Source organism: Clostridium saccharoperbutylacetonicum N1-4(HMT) (assembly GCF_000340885.1).
Classification (GTDB): Bacteria; Bacillota; Clostridia; order Clostridiales; family Clostridiaceae; genus Clostridium; species Clostridium saccharoperbutylacetonicum.
The window spans coordinates 595,636-617,342 of record NC_020291.1; the positions used below are offsets into that span (position 1 = coordinate 595,636).

The window sequence follows — 21,707 nt, forward strand, 5'->3', positions numbered from 1 at the left end:
GATATGCCTTTCGTCCTAAGTTTTTTAGGATGAGAGGCTTTTTAATGTCTATAAAAGTATATAATTTCAGAAATCTGAGAGGCTTATGAAATCTAGGGTTATCAAAAGTAAATGATGAATGAGAAGGAAAAACTATGGCTTTTCTTAAAAAATTAAAACAAAGTCTAGGACATAATTTCGAATTGGCAATTGATAATTGAAAACCGACAATTAACATTTAATGCTATGTATATATCGCCATGACAAGGGGCCTTTAATACCTTGTGCATAAAAAATAAAGGAGAGATATAAAATGAGTTTTGAAAAATTAGCAGGTATGATATTTGGTAATTTAGAGCATAATACTGAATATTATATTCAAAAATATCCAAAGAGAAATCTTAAAGAAGGTGCAAGAGTTACAAGATATGCACCGAGTCCAACTGGCTTCCAACATATTGGTGGAGTATTTGCTGCATTAATAAATGAAAGATTAGCAAGTCAAAGTGAAGGTGTATTTTATTTAAGAATAGAAGATACTGACCAAAAGAGAGAAGTTGAAGGAGCAATAGAAGATACTATAGCAACTATGCATAATTTTGGTATGGATTTTAATGAAGGTATGACAGGAGAAGATACTTTTAAAGGTGAATATGGTCCATATAGACAAAGTCAAAGAGCTGAAATATATAATACTTTTGCAAAAGAGTTACTTATAAAAGGATTGGCTTACCCAGATTTCTGTACTCCAGAAGAATTGGCAGAACTTAGAGAAAGACAAGTTGCTAATAAGATTACGCCAGGTTACTATGGAGAATATGCTAAATATAGAAATATAACTGAAGACGAAGCTATAAAGAGAATTGAAAAAGGAGAAAAATATATTATAAGATTAAAATCACCAGGAAACCCTGAAAAGAGAGTTGAGTTCCATGATTTAATTAAAGGTGATATATCTTTCCCAGAAAATAATCAAGATGTAGTACTTATTAAAGGTGATGGACTTCCAACTTATCACTTTGCTCATGCAATAGACGACTTCTTAATGAGAACTACTGATGTAATAAGGGGAGAAGAGTGGTTATCATCACTTCCTATACACGTTCAATTATTTGAAGTTTTAGGTTTTGAAGCACCAAGATATGCTCACATTCCAACAATAATGAAGCAAGATGGTGGATCAAAGAGAAAGCTTTCAAAGAGAAAAGATGCTGAAGCTGCTGTTTCATATTATAAGGAAGTTGGATTCCCAATAGTATCAGTAGTAGAGTATTTACTTAACATAGTAAATTCTACTTATGAAGAATGGAGAGCTGAAAATCCAAAAACTGATTATCATGAATTTGAAGTTCATTTAGAAAAGATGGGTAAAGCTGGAGCTTTATTTGATTTAGTAAAGTTAAATGATGTATCTAAAGATCGTATAGCTGCTATGAAAGCTACTGATGTTTATGATAATTTTGTGGCATGGGCTAAGGAGTATGATGAAGAAATTTTCAAATTAGTTTCAGGAAATGAAGCTATGGCAAAAGAAATCTTCAACATAGATAAAGAAGGTCCAAAGCCAAGAAAAGATTTTGCTAAATGGGATGAAGTAAAAGATAAGATTTTCTATTTCTTTGATGAATTATTTGACAAAGAAGCAGTAGATAAAATTGAACTTCCAAAGGGTGTTACCTTAGAAGCTGCAAAAGAAGTTGTAGAAACTTATAAGAAAGAATTCAAATTTGATGTAGACAGCCAAGAAGCTTGGTTTGAAGATTTAAAAGAAATTGGTCTTAGACTTGGATATTGCGCTAATAGAAAAGACTTTAAAGCAAATCCAGATCAATATAAGGGTATGATTTCTGATGTTGCTGGAGCTGTTAGAGCAGCCTTAACTCATAGAACAAACTCACCTGATATTTACACTATAATGCAAATAATAGGTGAAGAAAATACTAGACACAGATTTGATAAATTTTTAAGTTTATAAGATAAAGAGGCATATAAGCTGATATAGATTTCAGCTTATATGCCTTTTTTATGACCAAAGTCTAGGAATTTTGGAGTTTAGGAGAATGAATGATGAACTATATTGCAAATAAAGTTCTTGCTCTTTTTTTATTCAAATATAAATTAAAATTACTAAAAATCCATTATTATAGAATTTAACACAATATATTCTATATAAATTATAGATAATGTGGTAAAATATATAACATTGGGGATTAATTGTATGAAGTGTATTAATTCATATAAGAAGTAATATTGAGGTTTTTTAATTAGTATAAAAATCTGAACTATTTAATGGTAAAAAGGGTAGAGTATGAGTTTGTTAGTTGGTTGATAAATATTTTAATTTAGGGGTATTTATCATGATAATTAAACATAATATTAGTGCAAGCAATGCAAATAGAATGCTTGGAATTAACAACAATAATGTGGCCAAATCAATTGAAAAAATAAGTTCAGGCTATAGAATAAATAGAGCAGCAGATGATGCAGCAGGTCTTGCAATATCTGAAAAGATGAGATCACGAATAAGAGGATTAGATCAAGGATCAATAAATTCACAAGATGGGATTTCATTATTACAAACTGCTGATGGAGGAATGCAAGAGATTCAGGATATGCTACAAAGATGTAGAGAATTATCAGTTAAATCGGCTACAGGAACGTATAATGATGAAGATAGAAACTCAATACAAGAGGAAGTCTCACAATTAATAGATGAAATAGATAGAACAGCCAATGAAACTGAGTTTAATGGTTATGCATTACTTTCAGGTAATTTCGATAAAAAGGGCAATACAGGAACATCAGACTCTATAGCTAATTATGTAAGCTATATTACCACTACTGGTGGGGTAACTGATAAATATACATATACCGATGGGACAAAATATGCTAGTGCTGTTATTGATTTTAGCAAAATTAATTCATCTAGTGATGTAGCTAATCTAGTTGGTAAAGGGGTTAATTATACTTGTTGTACTTGCAACAAAGTATATAGTATTAAGTTTGTAAATGGAACTCCAAATACCTCACGTTTAAATGATAGCAATCCAGTTATGGAAGTTGATGTGAGTTCGATTACAAATGGAACTGATTTAGTAAATAAAATAATTGAAACAGGATATGGTCAGCCGGGATTTGTATATAATCCAACAATACCTAATGGTGGGGAACCTACTCCAGGAACAGATGTACCTGCGACTGCCACAAGTTTTGTAACACATTACTCTCAGCTAGCTGCTAGTGGAGCAAAATTATATGTATATGATGATAGAATATCAGAAGCTGGTGGAAGCTGGCCTAGTAGTTCTGGAAGAGGAGCATTTAATCTTAGTGTATACGGAGAAACCCCACAAGAGAAAGGTAAATTTTTTTATGCTGATATACAAGTTGGGGATGAAGCAGGTGAAAGTGTCAGGATAGAGGTTCAAAATGTAACACCTAAAGAACTTGGCGTCGATAAATTGCTTGTAAACACTAAAACGAATGCACAGTCAGCTATTGATAAAATTGATAATGCCATAAGTATTGTGTCAAATTCAAGGTCAATTGTAGGTGCACATGAAAATAGACTAGGAAGTACTATTGCTTCAACTAATAATACATCTGAAAATTTGCAAAGTGCAGAAAGTAGAATAAGAGATGTTGATGTAGCAAAGGAAATGATGAAAATGGCAACAAATAGTATATTACAACAATCATCGGAAAGTGTATTAAATCAATCTAATAAAATGCTTGAGAGTGTTTTGAACTTAATGAAACAATGGCAACAAAGTTAAGTAGGTGTATTTTACATTATAGATAAGTAAGTATATAATAAATATTAATTTTAAGTTTATAAAAAAGAATAGAAGCAGATTTGATAAATTTTTAAGTTTATAAGATAAAGAGGCATAGAAGCTGGAAAGTATTTCAGATTCTATGCCTTTATTATCGTAGTAAAGTATAAAAATAAATCAACTAATAAGGATTAGCAACTTTTATAATTAATAAAATGTAGAAAAATGCAGAACGATTTTGTTAGAAATTTAATATGATTAATTGACACTGTATAATAAGGTGGTATATTATTGAAATATATGGTATAAAATGAGAAATACATAAGAAGGAGGAGTTTTTATGATAGGTCTTGTGGTCAGTACTTGGATAAAAACAAGTGTTAATCTTTATGGTAAAGAAAAAGTTAATATTGCTCTTGATAAGGTAGGAATAAAAACTGATAAGAAATTTAGTCCTATGGAAGTTGTAGATGATGAAAAAATTAATACTATTATTAAAGAATTGGCAGAAGTAAATAATACAACCGTTGAAAAAATATGGGCAGATATTGGAGAGGAAAATTTAAAAGTTTTTACAAAGAGATATCCTCTATTTTTTATTCATAAAAATGCTTATGGTTTACTAAAATCCTTGCAATCAATACATAAAACTATAGTAGAAAGAATGCCAACTTCTAAACCACCATCAGTAGAAGTAACACCTATAGGAGAAAAAACAGCAATGTTTGAATATGCCTCTGAAAGAGGATTAAGTGAGTACATGCTGTCTATGTTAAAATCAGCAATAAGCTACTATAATGAAGAGGTTAAAATTGAAATTGTTGAAAAGAACAGTAAGTATGTAAAAATTAAACTTACATTTAATTATGAAATTTTTACAAAAAGAATTTTTAGATTCAATAAATTTTTATCATTTGGGTTTATTAAATCGGTCGAAATTAAGATAGCTATTTTAACATTAATATCATTACTAATAGCACATGTTAGTGTAGAATATATTTTAAAATCCGAAATCTTTTTTTTAGAAGGAATTATAGGGACTATTCTTGTTTCGATAATGTCTTATTTTTTGCTTTCACCATTAAGAGAAGTTAAAAAGCAATTAAGCGATTTGGAGGGTAAGAATTACTTGAGTGATATGAAAATTGAAACTGGAGATTATATTGAAGAATTTTCAGTAGATGTTAGAAATGTGGCAAAAAGTTTTAATGAGACATTAATATCAATGGAAAGTGTTGCAGATGAAGTTAGAGAATATAATGGACAATTTACAGATAGACTGGAAAGTTCTTCTGCCATATTCACTGAAATAAATGGAGCTGTTGAGCAAGTTACACAAGGAGCCATACAGCAAGAGCAAGAAATTGAGAAAACTGTTGAATTTTTAAATGAAAATACTAAATCTTTAAATCATATAATTGAGGAGCAAAATTATAGCCAATCTAAATTAATTAATGTTGTCAGTGAAATTAAGGAAAATCAAAAACTAATAAAATCAACAGCTGATAGTATTCAAAATATTACTGAAAGTTTTGCAGAGCTGGATAGAAAGAGTAATGCGCTTCAAGAAGAAGTAAAGGGAATTTTAAATATTGTTTCAGCAGTAAGCTCTATAGCAGAGGAGACAAGCCTTTTATCATTAAATGCATCAATTGAAGCAGCACGTGCTGGAGAAGCTGGTAAGGGATTTGCAGTAGTTGCCGAAGAAGTAGGTAAGTTATCTATGAGCTCTAAAGATTCAGCATTGGATATAGAGCGATCATTGAGTAAGTTTACAGACAAAATTAAAGAACTTACTGACAGTGTAAATAGCCAATATAATATTCTTAATGATGGTAACTTAAAGCTAAATAATGTTTCTGATTCAACTGAACTTACTACAACTAAAATTGATGATGTAATGAATGATGTGCTTAATGTAGTAGAAAAGGTAAAAACTAGAGCAATTGAAAATGAAAAAATATTTAATAAGGCAGAAAGTTTAGTTGCAATTGGAGAAGAAAATGCGGCAATGGCTGAAGAAGTAAGAAGTAGTGTTACTAGCTACCTTGAGGAGCTTAATGATATAATCAAGAATGTACATGAATTAAAAGATGTCACAAATAAATTTGCTGATGAAATGAATCAATATGTAATTTAGTATGAATTTAACAAGTATAAAAAATCTCCCTCCATGATATACGGAGGGGGATTTTTTTAGGATATATCTAATTAACCTTTGCAACAAATTTGCCGTTTTGCAAAGTTCCAGGAGTTTTACTTACTATTGACAATGTATCTGCATTTATAGTATATAAGCAGCCAATTTTAGATGAATAGAATTGATAGTTTACATTATCTATCATTTTTCCGTTAGCAACTTCAGAATTATCTCCAAAAATAATATCATTATTTCTGATTATATTTCCTGTTTTTCTATCTATGCGAGATAGAAAGCTATTTCCGCTACCATCACTAAACCAATTAGATTGTCCATATACTATTCGACTATTATTAACCATGTTATAGCAAACAAAATATGGATGTTTAGTTGATACACCATCAAAATATTCAACAGTGTAGTCTTTTACAGCATTAAAATCAAATATATGCAATCTCTTATAATCATTAAAATCTACCCAGCTATATTTTTTAAAGCCTAAATTAGCTGACATTACTCCATCTTTAAATGACAATGATCCGTCTGGGAACCATGTACCATAATATCCATTATGATATTGGTTAGAAGTTACAAAATCATTATTATATATCAGATAAGTAGGAAATTGTGTTAAATAATTAGTAGAGGTAGACTTATATTTATCTTCAAGTTGTAGTAGATAATAATAATGAACATTACCTAAACTATCTACTGCTGAAGTGAAATATTGAGAAGATTCAGGAATACTTCTTTGGAAAGCTTCTTGGGAAGTATTGTTTTTAGAGTTAGAACATATTCTGTTCCATACATCAGAGAGAGATAGATTTCCTGGTGTAGATGTCTTTGGTAAAGCAGTTTTGACAGTAATATTTAAGACAACCCAATTTGACCAGGCATTATTAGTATCACTTACTCTGAACATTAATGTATAGTTTCCAGGGTCTGTGAATTTTGCTGCACAAAGACTTTGCTCTTGATAAGTAATGTATTTAGAAAGAGGATAACTTTGATTATCCTTTATTACTAAACCTTGAGCGTCTTTTATTGAATCATTGGCATCTTTATCAGTTGAATTAGCCCAGCTGAAGACAAATTGAGTATCTGTATCTCCACTTGCTGTAGAATAATTAATAGTACATTCAGGTCTAGTATTATTACCTACTGGTTCAACTGGTATAGATATGCTCCATTCATCAGACCATACATTATGGTCGTTCATGCATTTAAATTTCATTATATATTCACCAGGAGTTTTAAATTGAGTAGCAAATCCAATGTTACCTGTTAAACTTCCTAGGATGGAGTCACTAATACTTGGAATACCATCAAGGCTCATATTTGTTATTGCATAACCATTTGGGTCGTAGGTATAATTTTCACCATTATAAGACCATAACCATGCAATTTGAGTGTCAGTAGTAATTTGTCCATTTTTTATAGAATCCGGATTCATAATAACGTATTTCAAATCTGCAATAGGCTTTGCATCAGTATTAACGTCTACAGAACTAGAAGTTGTTTCTTTTGCTACAACACTTTTACTCATCAGTAAGCTATTATTAAGGTTAGTTGATTTTTGTAGACTGCTTAATAAAGTTTTATTTACGTTAGATTTAATAGGAGTGTCTTTCTGAATAGTACAATCAGCAACTTTTTGTGATTCTAATAAATCCTTTGATTTATTTTGCGTTACCACATTTTTGTCATTTAGTAGCTTTTTATAGTTGCTATTTTTGTTAGCGCTATCATTAAGAGTTTTGGATGAGATAGTAAATTCCTTACTTGATGAATTAACATTACTATTTGCTAAAGCTGCGCTTGTAGGCAGGCATAATAGTATAGTTAATGTAATTCCTAAAAATTTTTTTAACATAAAAATCCCCCTTTATACGTTAGAGAAAAATGTATTATATTACAAATATTCTCATTTCATCTTTTATAATACAACTATTTTCTATATAATTCAAGCAAATGCTTCAAAATTTCCCTTCTAATAAGAAAAAATGTAATATAATGTATTTGTGCTATTGGAGAGGAAACAAACGTTTAACAACCAAGATATAGCAAATATTATTTCTGTAAACGATTGATATAAACCTCTATTTATTGTATAATTAAGGAATAAATTCTATAAATTGAAAGGTGGTTTTTCTATGAATTTGAAAAAGAAAGTATTTTATTTAGCTTTCTCTAGTTTATTTATATCTTGTATAAGTAGTGAACCTTTAACAGTCACAACTTTTGCTGATACAAGTGTAGCAGAAACAAATTTGAAAGATGCTGGACAACAATTACAATTTACAGGAAGTAGTGTACAAGCTAGTGCTGAGTATGCGGTTCCATATGGTTTTGATACTAATAAACCTAATGTAAAATATGGAAAGCTAGAAGAAGTGTCATATTATTCAAAAACAACTGGAACTACAAGGAAGTGTTATGTCCTATTGCCAGTTAATTACTCGGCCAGCAAAAAATATCCAGTTTTATATTTATTACATGGTATAGGTGGTACAGATTCAGAATGGCTAAATGGAAACCCAACTGCAATAATAGGAAACTTAGTATCTGAAAATAAAGCATCGGATATGATTGTAGTAATGCCTAATGTTCGTGCAGCTGCTGATGATTCAGTGCCTAAAAATATTTATGGTCAAGAGAACATAAATGCTTTTGACAATTTTATAAATGATTTAAATAATGATTTAATGCCTTTTATTAATTCGAAATACTCAGTTAAAAATGGAAGAGAAAATACTGCTATAGCCGGACTTTCAATGGGTGGAAGAGAATCCTTATTTATAGGATTTAAAAATCTAGATAAGTTTGGCTATATAGGTGCATTTTCTCCAGCACCTGGACTACTCCCAGATAGTGCATTAAATTACCCAGGTCAACTAACTAAAGAGCAATTTTCTATTCCAAAAAACTCTGTTAATATACCTAAACTTATAATGATATGTTGTGGAAATAACGATAGTGTTGTTAAAAATACACCTAACACGTATCATCAAACACTAGTTGAAAATAAAGTTAATCATATTTGGTACACAATTGATGGTGATCATAACTTTACTGTTTGGAAGCACGGTCTCTACAACTTTGCAAAGAGGATTTTTAAATAAATTATACCCCCACACAATCGCTGTGTGGGTATTTTACATTATTAATTATGCTGCTGTTTTTAATAGTGAAGAAGCAGTATATGCTTGATGAATACCGCCAATAAATAATCTATATTTACTTTAATGCTTATCTTCTCTTTTTGCAAGCAAGCGTTTAATAATTTTATTTGAAGAGGTAAGTAATTCTATAGCTTCATTAATTTTTGGATTAACATTATAAATATTAAAATTAACTTCTTCTTCAACTTCAGAAGAGATGATGTTTATGTTAACTTTCATTTTTACACTCCTAGAATTAAACAGTTATTATCTTTATTTATATATTGTAAAGTTTTAACTTTGATATGTCTATAATTTTATTTTAATGTTTGTAAACCTATGGAACTAAGGGGGGATAATTAAAATAGTTATATTTTATACAGTGATTTAAGAAAAAACAAATAATGATGTTGAAAATCATTATCAATTATGATAGAATAAACAGCATTACGGGATAAAACAACTTAAGGAGGAAACCATTAGTGTTAATATTAATTTCTATTTTAATCGTAGCTATGTTTATTATTCTATTTCATAAGAAAATAAAAAAGCATGCCAATATTTTTTACATAATTTCAGGTCTAATTGCAATAGGATTTGTCCTATATTTCCAATTTAACTTAGGTAATCAAGTACCTAAGGATATAAATAAGTATGTTGTAACAATTTTCTCAAGAAGTGCTGTTTCAACAGCTTTGTTTACTATTGTAATGTATACGGGTGTTCTTGATAAGAAGCTCAATATAACAAAAAAATTATTAAGCGTACGTGGGGAGCTATCAATAATTGCATGTATTTTAACCTTAGGACATAATGTTTTATATGGGAAAACATATTTTGTGACACTATTTGTAGATCACACGGCACTTACATGGGCCAAATTAATAGCAGCTTTAATATCTTTAGTTTTAATTGCTATGATGCTACCATTAATGATAACGTCATTTCCTAGTGTTAGAAAGAAAATTCCATTTAAAAAGTGGAAAGGAATTCAAAGATTAGCATATGTTTTTTATGGATTAATATATGTCCATGTTATGGTTTTGTTTCTTCCTAAAATCCAAAAAGATAAGCTTTTTGACATAGCAATTTATACTGTTATATTTGGCTTATATTTTGTAGCTCGTGTATACAGATATTTGAAAGATAAAGAAATCAAAGCTAATAGAAAATTGAAACTTAGCCCTAGCGTATAAGTTGCTGGTTTTATTAGTTATTACAATAGTTTCTTGCTACTATTCATATTGGGTATATAATAAACAGGTGAGTTGTAATTTTACTTGAAGTTCACATATAATAAACCTTATCACTTACTGTTAAATGATAAGGCTTATTTTGATTTTATTATAGATATCAAAATTAATACTCAAACTTATAAATGTAATAAATATGTGTTTAATTTCGGTAAGTTCCGCATATGTCTAATTCTTGCTTTGGATATCTATATATTAATAAAAATATACTCATTAAAGTGAAAATAATTATATTTATGATAAAATGAGTATAGTATAAAAGAAAGACAGAAGTTATTGGCAAAGGAAGGAACGCTAAATGGAGAAAACTATGATAAATGAAAGTTTGAGAATTAACTGTGAAAAATGTTTTGGATTTTGCTGTGTGGCACTATATTTTTCAGCTTCTGAAGGTTTTCCAACTAACAAAGAAGCAGGTAAGCCTTGCTTAAATTTAAAATCAGATTTCACATGCAAGATACATAAAAATCTTAGAAAAAAAGGGCTTAAGGGCTGTACTGCCTATGACTGCTTTGGCGCAGGGCAAAAGGTTGCTCAAGTTACATATGCTGGACAAGACTGGCAGAAGGCTCCAGAAGTAGCTGAAGAAATGTTTGAAGTGTTTTTGATTATGAGACAGCTTCATGAAATGTTATGGTATTTAACACAAGCAGCTAATGTGCAAACTGAGGAAAAGATTAAAACTAAGCTTAATTCTTTAATAAGTGAGATGAATAATATAACACAGAGCACTCCAGAGGTGATTATTAAATTAGATGTAGAAGCTTATAGAGATAAGGTTAATTATTTACTTAAGCAGACCAGCGAAGCTGTTAGAAATAAAGTTCTTAAAGGTCAAAAATCTTCATTAAAACATAAAAAAACAATCGCTGGAAGGGCAGATTTTTTTGGAGCAAATCTTAAGAAAATTAGTTTAAGAGGAGCTGATTTGCGAGGAGCCTTTCTTATTGCGGCAAATCTTAGCGAAAATGACTTAACTGGAGCAGATCTTATTGGCGCTGATTTGAGAGATGCTGATCTTAGTGGAACAAACTTAGAAAATGCTATATTTGTTACACAAGCTCAAATCAATACGGCTAAGGGAAATGCTAGTACAAAGTTACCAAAGGGTATAACAAGACCTATGCATTGGGACAAATAATTAGTTATAAGAAGCAAGAATGACTAAATACGGAGTTTTAATGGGATATGTTATAGAATAAATAATTAATTATAAGAAGCTAAAAGCTATAAATTTATTGGGGAAGAGGAAGAGAAATGGATATTACAATTGAACTAGGTAAGAAAAGTGACATTGATGAATTAGAACAACTGTATAATGATATAAATGACCATTTAGCTAGGGGAATAAATTATCCTGGATGGAGAAAGGATATATATCCTGTTAGAGAAAATGCAGTTAATGGAGTTGCAGCAAACAATTTATATGTGGCAAGACATAACGGGAAAATTGCGGGAACAATTATTTTAAGTCATGAACCTGAGCCTGCATATGATGAAGTTACATGGGGAATAGAGGCTGGTTATTCAGAGATTTTTGTTATACATACTTTTGTTGTACATCCAGATTATTTGAAATGTGGTATTGGTAGAAGGCTAATGGATTTTGCAATAGAACACAGTATTAAAGCTAAGGCAAAAGCCATTCGTTTAGACGTTTATGAAAATAACAAACCTGCAATACATTTATATGAAAAGTGTGGATTTATATACATTGATAGAGTTGACTTAGGATATAGAGAATATGGCTTAGAGTGGTTTAAGTTATATGAAAAGTTGTTATAATAGAGTGAAAATCCCACATGCACAGATCTAGAGATAGATTTGTGTATGTGGGATTTTGTATAAGAAATATTAATCAGTCATCATTACTTATTAATTAAGTTACGAACTAAAAAGTGAGAATCCAAATCTTGTATTTGGTTATTCGAACTTTCTCTGTAAGCTTAAACCAAAATTATTCAGTATTAATTATTACTTATTAATCAATTAGAAAAGCCAATTACGTGTTACAGTCACTTTATTTTGACTATATTAGCTTAATTTAAATGATGATTTTAAAGGCACTATTCTATTAAATACTAATTTATCAGAAGTAGTGTATTTAGTATCAACATTAAAGAAACCATTTCTAACCATTTGGAATTTATCCTGTGGTTTTGCATCCTTAAAGGCAGTTGGCTCAATGAAGCCTTGTAATACTTCCATTGAATGTGGATTTATTTGTTCTAGGAAGTGCTTTCCTTCATTTTCTGGAGCATCATCTAGAATTAGTGGCTCATATAGTCTAAATTCAGCAGGAATGCAAGTTTTTGCATCTACCCAGTGAATAGTTCCCTTAACTTTTCTTCCTGTAAAGCCTGATCCACTCTTAGTTTCTGGATCATAAGTACAGTGAACCTCGATTACTTCGCCATTTTCATCTTTGATTATGTCAGTGCATTTAACAAAATATGCACCCTTTAATCTAACTTCATTACCAGGGAATAATCTGAAGTATTTCTTTGGAGGGATCTCCATAAAATCTTCTTTTTCAATATATAATTCTCTAGAAAATGGAACTTCTCTTGTACCTTGAGTTTCATCTTTAGCATTGTTTTCTATAACAAGCATTTCTGATTCATTTTCAGGATAATTAGTTATTACAAGTTTTAAAGGATTTAGTACTGCCATAGCAAGTGGTGCTTTAAGCTGTAAATCTTCTCTTATAAAGTAATCTAACATTTGAGAATCAACAATAGAATTAGCCTTAGCTACTCCAATAGCAGTACAGAAGTTCTTTAAAGCTTCAGGAGTGCAGCCCTTTCTTCTTAGACCACAAATAGTAGGCATTCTAGGATCATCCCAGCCATCAACAACATTTTCATCAACTAATTGTTTTAGCTTTCTTTTACTCATAACTGTATTAGTCATGTTTAATCTTGCAAATTCTATTTGTCTTGGAGTAGCTTCCATTTCACATTCACTTACAACCCAATCGTAAAGTGGTCTATGATCTTCAAACTCTAAAGTACAAATAGAGTGAGTTACGTGTTCAATAGCATCTTCTAATGGGTGAGCAAAATCATACATAGGATAGATGCACCATTTGTCACCAGTATTGTGATGAGTTGAATGAGATATTCTGTATATGATTGGATCTCTCATATTTATATTTGCTGAAGCCATATCAATTTTAGCTCTAAGAACTTTTTCACCATCAGCAAATTCACCATTTTTCATTCTTTCAAATAAATCTAAGTTTTCTTCGACAGATCTATTTCTGTAAGGACTTTCAATGCCAGGTTTTGTTAATGTTCCTTTATATTCTTTAGATTCCTCAGGGGATAAATCACAAACATAAGCTTTACCTTTTTTAATTAAAAGAATAGCTCTGTTGTACATTTCATCAAAATAGTCAGATGCAAAGAATAGTTCATTCCAATTTCCACCGAGCCATTTTACATCTTCTTTTATTGATTCAACATACTCTGTGTCTTCTTTAACGGGATTTGTATCATCAAATCTCAAATGAGTTTTACCTTTGAACTCTTCAGCTAAACCAAAATTTAAAAGAATGGATTTAGCATGACCTATATGTAGGTAACCGTTTGGTTCAGGTGGGAAACGAGTTATTATTTCTTTGTGTTTTCCACTTTCTAAATCTTCAACGACGATGTTTCTTATAAAATTAGAAGAATTAATTTCATTTGACATAATTTTACCTCACTTATTAACAGCATTAATAATTGTCAATTTTCAATTATAACTGACCCTTGAGCAATGACAATTGTTTTTATTGTTATTTTTCACTTAATAATAATTTTAATCTAATATAGAGAAAAAATAAAGATAAATAAGGTTGTTTGATAACTAATTTTTACAAGTTTTATTTATTTAGCAGTCTATAAATAATAAAAGCCTCTATACTATAAGCTTATTTTATTAGGCTTATAATATAGAGAACTCTTATTATTTAGCTAAAAAGGAAAGTATTAAGCTAACTTTCCTTTTTAAGCTTTCCAGTTCAATGACAATTGATAATTGAGCATTGATTATATATTTAAAGTAAGAATTTTATGTTTAGGAATGAGCAAATTAATTATCATTTTTTTATTATTTTAAAGGTAAATTATTTTACAGTTGGACTATTTGTTACTGTAGCGCCTGAAAGGTCATTTTTTCCACCGCCTGAAGATGTACAATTATCTATTATAGCTTTAGCAAATGTAACTTGATATCCTAAAGCCGATGGTTTACCTGTAAGAGGCCATTTGTAATTTCCTAAAGCATTATTTATTGCAGTACAACCTGTCATAGTAACAACACCATTTTGATTGTTTCTATCAAAGCCAGCACCTGTGTTTCCTGTTGCTGTACAATTAGTTAGAACATGTTTTAATGGATCTAGATGAGCAGCTTGACCAGGAGTTTTATTATCTACACCTCCAAGTTTAAAGCCATTACCATCACCTTTTATTCCACCACAATTTCCGTTATTTATTGCTTTACAATGGTCAAACTTTACAGCTCCATGAGCAGCATATAAATCATATCCGTCATCTGAATTTCCTTCAGCTGTACAATAATATAATTCATTTCCTACACCTGAATGTAACTTAATAGCAAAACCATCAGCATTTTCACCAGTTGCATCTGCATTGCTGTAAGAGTAAACACGAGTTAAAATGTTGTTTGCAGCTCCATTTGATAATTGAACTCCAGCATCTTTATTATTGTGAACATCTAAATCTGTAAGGTTATTACCAGAACCTTCAATATAGATTCCATTATCAGCTGCACCTGAAATATCTAAATTTTGGATAGTTGATCCATTAGTTTTTATTGATAAGCCTTTTCCTGAGTTCCCAGAGGTTGAAGAAAATACTAATTTATCAGTGTTCTTTCCAGTCTTTCCTTTAAGCGTAATACCAGCAGGTACATTTATTGTGCCTGATTTTATAGTTCCAGAAATAAGAATAGTATCTCCTTTAGTGGCTTTTCCTAAGTCACTTGTTAATTCTGCTGTTGTAGTAGCGGTATAAGTTGTAGCAGCATAAGCAGGTGCACCCTGTAGTAAGCTTCCTCCTGTAACAATAGCTCCTAAAGCTGCGATTAGACATAAATTTTTGATTTTTTTCATTATAAAGATCCCCCTTATATTAATCAGTTTAAATTATTGGTATAATGAATCTAAGAAAAATAATTTTATCAAATGTTAACGTGAACACAAACGTTAACATAGACATGTTCAAGATGACCACCTATACATATATATTCTCATATTATTTATTATTTTAAAAGACCTTTTCCACCAAACGTCGAAAATTTGGTATTAAAAGAAATTTCCAGTTGTAGCATTTGAAAGTTTTGATTTTTATTCCTAAAAATCAACTTTTTATGCAAGAGTATTGATTTTTTTGTAAGAAATATATAAATATTAGTCACATAGAAGTAAATTATTAATTGATATAATAATATTTTCATTAATAGTGAAGTTTGAATAATACTGCATAATATTGTATTATATAAGTGAAAAACATAGTTATTTATCAATTTTAATAAATATTAATTCAAGCGTATTTAAAATTGAAGGAGAGAATGGGATGTGATATCGTGTATTCAATTATCTTAGTAGAAGATGATATTATGCAAAGAGAAATATTAAAAAAAATGATTTTACAAATGCATGAATTTATAAAAATTTATGAAGCGGATAGTGAGAAATCAGCTTTGGATATAATCGAGAATAATGATGTCGATATGTTTTTGATTGATATTAGTTTAAAGGAATCCTCGGGATTAGACCTTGCAATGAATATTAGAAAAATTCCAAAATACGAATTTAGGCAAATTATTTTTCTAACAACTCATATGGAATATATCACACAAGCATTTAAACAAACCCATTGTTATGACTATATATTAAAACCATATGATAAAGATGAAGTTCAAACTATGATTAATAAGATTATTCTTAATGAAACTAATAAACTTAATAGTAAACCAAAGGAAGTTAATGTTGAAGATACTAAGGAAGTAGTTGTAACCCTTAAAAGCGGTGTGTTCTTAGGAATTAAAATAAAAGATATTATTTTTATAGAAGTTAAAGGGAAGAATTGTGAAATAAATACTACTAATGGAATGTATGTTGTTAACAACACAACTTTAAAGAAAATGATGAAATTAATAAACTGTGAATACATAATTCAAAGTCATAGATCTTATGCAATAAATAAAAAATATATATCTGTAATAGAAAAACAAGATTTTAAGCTGAGTAAGGTATACTTTAATAATTATGAAGGTACAGCGCTATTAGGCTATAAATTTAAGGATGATGTTATATCTGAATTTAAAAAAGGGAAAGTGATAATATGTTAAATAGTTTTATTTTAAATGGTTTTGATGTTATAAATATTATCTATTTGTGGGATGTATTGAATAAAAAAAATCGTAGTATTTTAAAACTATTATCAAGCATAGTAGTAGCAACCATATTAATAACAATGGTTCAACAATTAGAGTTGGGGTTTATTGTTGAGGATTTAATGATTATTTTGGTAATTAAATTAATTTATAAGATGAAGTTCAAAGATATTATATTGGCATTTCTTTTGACGTTGCTTATAATTATGAGCTTACAGTTAATATTAACATCATTTATCGATAAGTTTGTATATGATAATATTACTAAAATAATTGCTATAGAATTAATTATTTTACTTAGTATAATAATATTTTCAAAAACTAATTTAGGAAGGAATATTACTTTTAAGAATATAGATAATAATATTATATTTAATTTTATTTTAATATGTGGAATTTATACGATAACTCTTAAAATTATTTGGGATTATGATAAAAATATAATTTTAAATAATATAGTTACTATTTCTGCAATGTTGAGTGCATTAGTGATTTTTCAAATATTGACTTATTCAAGTATTGTTAAATTAACAAAAGAAAAATTAAAGTTAGAGGTTTCAAATGAGTATAACGAAGTCATTGAAGAAATAGTCCAAGAAATAAAACAAAGGCAGCATGACTTTATTAATTATAAAAATACAATAAAAGGTATAGTAGGAGTTGTAGATGAAAAGGATATCAAAGAAGCGATTAACAATTATATTAAAGATGAGGATGTATATGGTGATAAGATAAATGCGCTTATTTATATTGATAATGTAGTTGTTAGATCAGTAGTATATAGAAATATGTGTAAATTTAAAAAATATGATATTGATTTCGATTATGAAATTGAAAATAACGTCTTAGATGATGTTTTAAGTTATCGCGAATTATCAAATGTGTTGAATAATTTATTAAATAATGCTTTTGAAGAAGTATCTAGAGAAGAGTGCAAGAATAAGAATATTAAAATAAAAATATTTAATAAAAGTGAAACTGCTAATTTAATAATAGAAAATCAAGTGGTGGATATTAATAATATTAATTTAAATGAGATCTTTACAAGAGGATATTCAACTAAGAATAAAGGTATAAGAGGGTATGGACTTTACAATGTACAAGCCATAGTAACTTCACATAAAGGGTATATAAAGATTAATGTTGAAGATGGGAAAATTATTTTTAATATAACTTTTAATAGATCTGTAAAATAGTACATATAAGTAATTGTGGCTTGTAAAAAATACAAGCCACAATTTACTGTCAAAAGAAATATTATAATATTAATGTAGAATGTAGAATGAGGAATGTAGAGAATTTTACTTTAATATTTCTTCAGGACATTCTGGTTCTCCATATAATGTGACACAGCTTACATTTAATCTTACGTTAAATACTTTAAGTAAGATGGCTGCTAGAGAGTTTGTGAACTTTTCCATTTGAAACAACTCCTTTTATGTATAAAATGATTAGTTGAATTATTTGAAGAAAAGTACTCATTAATATACAGTTACTAATTTTTGTATCTTGTATTTGAAAAAAGATAATCATCCAAAAGGTAAATGATATTAACGAAAGCACTTTTAACTTGGCTTTATTTTTTATAGGTCTATTTGTATTAACGCAAGGAGCATATAGTCCAATTATAACTAGGGATATTATAAAGAAAATTACATAGTAATAAGTGCTTAGCTTTGGAAATAATACACTAAATATTACTACTATTAAAAAATGCATAATACTGGACGTTAAACATCCAACAAAAGTTTTAGAATGAATGCCACCAGCTATTGGTCTTGTCGAAAACAGAATAACATAAGAAAATAAGAATAATGAGAACTGATTTAAAGATATAAATATTAACGAGATTATTATAAGCTTTGCTAAATCTCCTAAAATCATCTGTATTGCATAATCAATTTTCATTAAGTCTGTTAGGGACAAAGAAGCATTATTTTTACGTAAGTATCCAGTTATAAAATTTGAAACTGACTTAATCATTTTAACTCCTTTAGTTAAAGAATTAATTTATGTTATATAACTTATATACATCATGGGACAGAAAAATACAATATAGTTGGAATGAAAAGCAGTTTTTAGGGAATGAAAAGAAGTAATTGGGATAAATAGGGTGAAAGAGCGAAATGCTTATCTTTCATTCCATATTTCGTTCGTTTGGAGGAATTTGTATTTACATAGTTTAATTATTGTGCAAATATATAGATGTGGGAGAATTATAATTCAATAATGGTATAAGGGATTGTAATAAAGGATTTTATTTTCTATTCAATGAGGCAGAACTCATTGAATACCAAAATAAAATCTGAAAGAAATGAGAAGGTTGTATGCTATGTACAGTTATTCTCTAAAACGCATTAATAAACCAAACCCAATAAAATCATATAATACTATCAAATTAGCTATAGTTAAAAAATCACTTGAGATTGGTCATCTTAAGTGATTTTTTATTCTTTAGGAATTTATAATAAAGTTAAATCTGTGGATAATTTATTGAAAAGGTCAATTAAGCAGGTTTTGTGTGTCAAAAAGAATAAAAAATAAATCTTATTCGCCTGCCAGTTTTTTCTCACATGCGTTCGAAAAGGCAGATGCGTAAAAAAAATCTCCGGCTCCACAGTCGCCTGCGTTTTTTTATATATTAAGAATTAATTATAGCTTCATAAGCTGAGATAGTATTAAGAGCTGTCTTATTCCAAGAGAAAGTTTTACTTCTAGTAAGGCTTTTTTTTACCATAGTGAGCTTTAATAAACTATTACTTAAAACTCTTTCAATATCATAAGATAATGCATCTATGTCATTAGGATCTATAAAAAGTGCAGATTCATAGCATACTTCTGGAAGGGAAGTGACATTGGATGCAATTACAGGAGTTCCACAAGCCATAGCTTCTATTGGGGGAAGTCCAAAGCCTTCATAAAAAGATGGGTAAACTAAAACCTCTGTAGCATTATAAAATAACGGCATATCTTCAATAGGAATAAAATCTGTAAATACCACATTATTAGAAATGTGCAATTCTTCAGCTCTGTTTTTGTATTTAGAATATGAAGGACCTTTTCTACCTGTAATAACTAACTTAAAGGTTTCTTTTAATTTATTAGGAAGGGCAGAATAGGCTTCAATTAAACCTAAAATATTTTTTCTTGGACTAAATCCTCCAACATATAATATAAAGTCTTCTTGAATTCCATATTTTTGTGTAATAATGCTTTTAGATTGGCATTTACTCATAGGCCTATAGATATCTTCGGCAGCAAGTGGTGTTACATAAATTTTATCAGCAGGAAATTTGAATTCACTAGCAATATCAGCTTTGGAAAAATTAGAAACTGTAATTATCCCATCGCAGCTATCCAAAATTTTAGGTAATTCATCATTAAATATTTTTAGATATCTATCACTAACGGTTTCAGGCATTTTTAAGGGAATTATATCATGAAGAGTAATAACCTTTTTGCATTGAATATTATCTGAAAGTCCAACGCCATTTTGAGGAACATGGTAAAGCTCTATATCTGCATTGTTTAATATATTTGGAACATTTATATCATCCCAAAAACTTTTAGAAGGAGCTGATTCAACAAGTTCCATTTTAAAATTACTTTGTAAATTATCAATAGAGTCACATTGTGGTATAAAAATTAAATAGTTATTATCACAATCAACTTTGCTTAAACTTTTTATCAATTGATTAGTATATGTGCCTATGCCAGTACCATGATACCACTTTGCAGCCCTACCATCTATTCCTATTTTCATCATTAAATCCTTTCATAGAATTTGTGTTACTGTATTATATTAAAAGAATATAAAAAATGTTAATAAAAGAATTAATATACACATATAAATATACAGGAGGTGAGAAAGATGATGAGGGAATTTGAAATAGAAAGACAATTCAACGTTAAGATAGAAAAAATCAAGGCTAACAAAGGGGTTTACTATCTTAAAACAGATAAGGGCGAAAGATGTTTAAAAAAGATAAATTATGGACCTCAAAAATTATTATTTGTGTATGGTGCTAAAGAGCACTTAAGGAAAAATGGTTTTGATAATTTAGATAAATACTATTTAAACATAAATGGAGAGCCCTTTGCATTAGTAAATGAAGATTTATACACTTTATCAGAATGGCTGGAAGGAAGAGAATGTGACTTTCATAACATAGAGGAAGTTAAATTAGCAGCTAAGACTCTAGCCAATCTTCATGAGGCATCTAAGGGATATGACCCACCTGAAAATTCTAAATTAAAAAGTGACCTTGGAAGATGGACACATTTAATAGAGAAAAGGATTAAATCATTAGATAAAATGAGAGACATGGTGAGGAAAAAAAGTATAAAAAGTGATTTTGACATGCTTTATTTAAAATCTATGGAATTTTATAAGGAAATAGGGAAAGAATCGTTACAAACTTTGAATGAATCAGATTACTATGAATTATGTATGCTTGCAGAAAATGAAAAGAGTTTTTGCCATCATGATTTTACGTATCATAATATAATTTTAAGTGATGATATGGGTGTACATGTTATAGATTTTGATTACTGCAAGAGAGAGGTTAGAACCTTCGATATAAGCAACTTTATGATAAAAGTTTTAAAGAGAGTTGAATGGAATATAGACTTTGCAAATGCCATTATAGATTCATATAATTCAGTATCTCCATTGAAAAAGGAAGAATATAAGGTTTTATATTCTTATCTTCAATTTCCACAAAGATATTGGAGACTTGCTAATAGGTATTATTATAACGAAGTCAATTGGGCACAAAATACCTTTGCAAGTAAGTTAGAAACAATAATAAATGAGAAGGAAAAACAATTAGATTTCTTAGAAAAATTCAAGAATGAATATAATATATAGATATTGTAAAAGAAAGCTGCTTAAAAGTGATTAAAAACTATTAAGCAGTTTTTATTTTGAAAATAGGCAAATACTTTGTTAATTGTAACTTATAATTATTAAAGCCATATTATAAGTTAT

The 21,707-nt window shown here is 29.1% G+C and carries 17 protein-coding genes and 1 other annotated feature (1 of these 18 running past the window's edge); of the genes, 10 read left to right on the plus strand and 7 right to left on the minus strand.

Annotated features, from left to right (window positions below):
• Positions 1-21: a binding site (T-box leader), on the plus strand; it begins 215 nt to the left of the window's first position.
• Between the two features lie 271 nt (positions 22-292).
• From gltX to CSPA_RS02640, 3 genes are all read left to right on the plus strand, one after another.
• Positions 293-1,954, plus strand: a complete 1,662-nt coding sequence (gene gltX, locus CSPA_RS02630) for a glutamate--tRNA ligase (RefSeq protein WP_015390656.1) — start codon at positions 293-295, stop codon at positions 1,952-1,954.
• Between the two features lie 382 nt (positions 1,955-2,336).
• Complete coding sequence (locus CSPA_RS02635) at positions 2,337-3,755, plus strand: flagellin N-terminal helical domain-containing protein (RefSeq protein ID WP_017810842.1); 1,419 nt, start codon at positions 2,337-2,339, stop codon at positions 3,753-3,755.
• Between the two features lie 340 nt (positions 3,756-4,095).
• Positions 4,096-5,895, plus strand: coding sequence for a heme NO-binding domain-containing protein (locus tag CSPA_RS02640; RefSeq protein WP_015390658.1), 1,800 nt, complete (start codon positions 4,096-4,098; stop codon positions 5,893-5,895).
• A gap of 67 nt (positions 5,896-5,962) precedes the next feature.
• Here CSPA_RS02640 and CSPA_RS02645 read toward each other — a convergent pair whose 3' ends face one another.
• Positions 5,963-7,768 carry a hypothetical protein gene (locus tag CSPA_RS02645; RefSeq protein ID WP_015390659.1) on the minus strand — a complete coding sequence of 602 codons (1,806 nt, stop codon included), beginning with the start codon at positions 7,766-7,768 and terminating at the stop codon, positions 5,963-5,965.
• Between the two features lie 280 nt (positions 7,769-8,048).
• Between CSPA_RS02645 and CSPA_RS02650 the strand changes: the two genes are divergently transcribed.
• A complete protein-coding gene (locus CSPA_RS02650; RefSeq protein WP_015390660.1) occupies positions 8,049-9,017 on the plus strand; it encodes an alpha/beta hydrolase in 969 nt (322 codons plus the stop codon).
• Between the two features lie 120 nt (positions 9,018-9,137).
• Here the strand turns inward: CSPA_RS02650 and CSPA_RS29935 are convergent, their stop codons facing one another.
• Positions 9,138-9,296: a hypothetical protein gene (locus CSPA_RS29935; protein WP_015390661.1), complete on the minus strand. Its 159-nt coding sequence runs from the start codon at positions 9,294-9,296 to the stop codon at positions 9,138-9,140.
• Positions 9,297-9,538: 242 nt separating this feature from the next.
• Here CSPA_RS29935 and CSPA_RS02655 point away from each other — a divergent pair, with 242 nt between their 5' ends.
• From CSPA_RS02655 to CSPA_RS02665, 3 genes are all read left to right on the plus strand, one after another.
• Positions 9,539-10,252, plus strand: coding sequence for a ferric reductase-like transmembrane domain-containing protein (locus CSPA_RS02655; RefSeq protein ID WP_015390662.1), 714 nt, complete (start codon positions 9,539-9,541; stop codon positions 10,250-10,252).
• A 355-nt stretch (positions 10,253-10,607) separates the two neighbouring features.
• Complete coding sequence (locus tag CSPA_RS02660; protein ID WP_017810841.1) at positions 10,608-11,450, plus strand: pentapeptide repeat-containing protein; 843 nt, start codon at positions 10,608-10,610, stop codon at positions 11,448-11,450.
• Positions 11,451-11,566: 116 nt separating this feature from the next.
• Positions 11,567-12,094 (plus strand): GNAT family N-acetyltransferase, encoded by a 528-nt coding sequence (locus tag CSPA_RS02665; RefSeq protein WP_015390664.1) that lies wholly within the window; start codon positions 11,567-11,569, stop codon positions 12,092-12,094.
• A gap of 249 nt (positions 12,095-12,343) precedes the next feature.
• Here the strand turns inward: CSPA_RS02665 and CSPA_RS02670 are convergent, their stop codons facing one another.
• Both CSPA_RS02670 and CSPA_RS02675 read right to left on the minus strand, forming a co-directional pair.
• Positions 12,344-14,005: a glutamine--tRNA ligase/YqeY domain fusion protein gene (locus CSPA_RS02670; protein WP_015390665.1), complete on the minus strand. Its 1,662-nt coding sequence runs from the start codon at positions 14,003-14,005 to the stop codon at positions 12,344-12,346.
• A gap of 415 nt (positions 14,006-14,420) precedes the next feature.
• Positions 14,421-15,431 (minus strand): right-handed parallel beta-helix repeat-containing protein, encoded by a 1,011-nt coding sequence (locus CSPA_RS02675; RefSeq protein ID WP_015390666.1) that lies wholly within the window; start codon positions 15,429-15,431, stop codon positions 14,421-14,423.
• Positions 15,432-15,889: 458 nt separating this feature from the next.
• On the opposite strand from CSPA_RS02675, the gene CSPA_RS02680 reads away from it, so the two are divergent.
• Together CSPA_RS02680 and CSPA_RS02685 are read left to right on the plus strand one after the other, a co-directional pair.
• Positions 15,890-16,672: a LytR/AlgR family response regulator transcription factor gene (locus tag CSPA_RS02680; RefSeq protein ID WP_015390667.1), complete on the plus strand. Its 783-nt coding sequence runs from the start codon at positions 15,890-15,892 to the stop codon at positions 16,670-16,672.
• Positions 16,666-17,913 (plus strand): GHKL domain-containing protein, encoded by a 1,248-nt coding sequence (locus tag CSPA_RS02685; RefSeq protein ID WP_015390668.1) that lies wholly within the window; start codon positions 16,666-16,668, stop codon positions 17,911-17,913. The genes CSPA_RS02680 and CSPA_RS02685 overlap by 7 nt, the downstream gene beginning before the upstream one ends.
• Positions 17,914-18,018: 105 nt before the next feature.
• Here the strand turns inward: CSPA_RS02685 and CSPA_RS29460 are convergent, their stop codons facing one another.
• The 3 genes from CSPA_RS29460 to CSPA_RS02695 all read right to left on the minus strand — a co-directional run bounded on the left by CSPA_RS29460 (position 18,019) and on the right by CSPA_RS02695 (position 20,480).
• Positions 18,019-18,138, minus strand: a complete 120-nt coding sequence (locus tag CSPA_RS29460; protein ID WP_015390669.1) for an AgrD family cyclic lactone autoinducer peptide — start codon at positions 18,136-18,138, stop codon at positions 18,019-18,021.
• Positions 18,098-18,700, minus strand: coding sequence for an accessory gene regulator B family protein (locus CSPA_RS02690; protein WP_015390670.1), 603 nt, complete (start codon positions 18,698-18,700; stop codon positions 18,098-18,100). Before CSPA_RS02690 ends, CSPA_RS29460 begins: the two co-directional genes overlap by 41 nt.
• A 658-nt stretch (positions 18,701-19,358) precedes the next feature.
• Positions 19,359-20,480, minus strand: a complete 1,122-nt coding sequence (locus tag CSPA_RS02695) for a glycosyltransferase family 4 protein (RefSeq protein ID WP_015390671.1) — start codon at positions 20,478-20,480, stop codon at positions 19,359-19,361.
• Positions 20,481-20,588: 108 nt separating this feature from the next.
• Here CSPA_RS02695 and CSPA_RS02700 point away from each other — a divergent pair, with 108 nt between their 5' ends.
• Positions 20,589-21,587 carry a CotS family spore coat protein gene (locus CSPA_RS02700; protein ID WP_015390672.1) on the plus strand — a complete coding sequence of 333 codons (999 nt, stop codon included), beginning with the start codon at positions 20,589-20,591 and terminating at the stop codon, positions 21,585-21,587.
• The last annotated feature ends 120 nt before the right edge of the window (positions 21,588-21,707 follow it).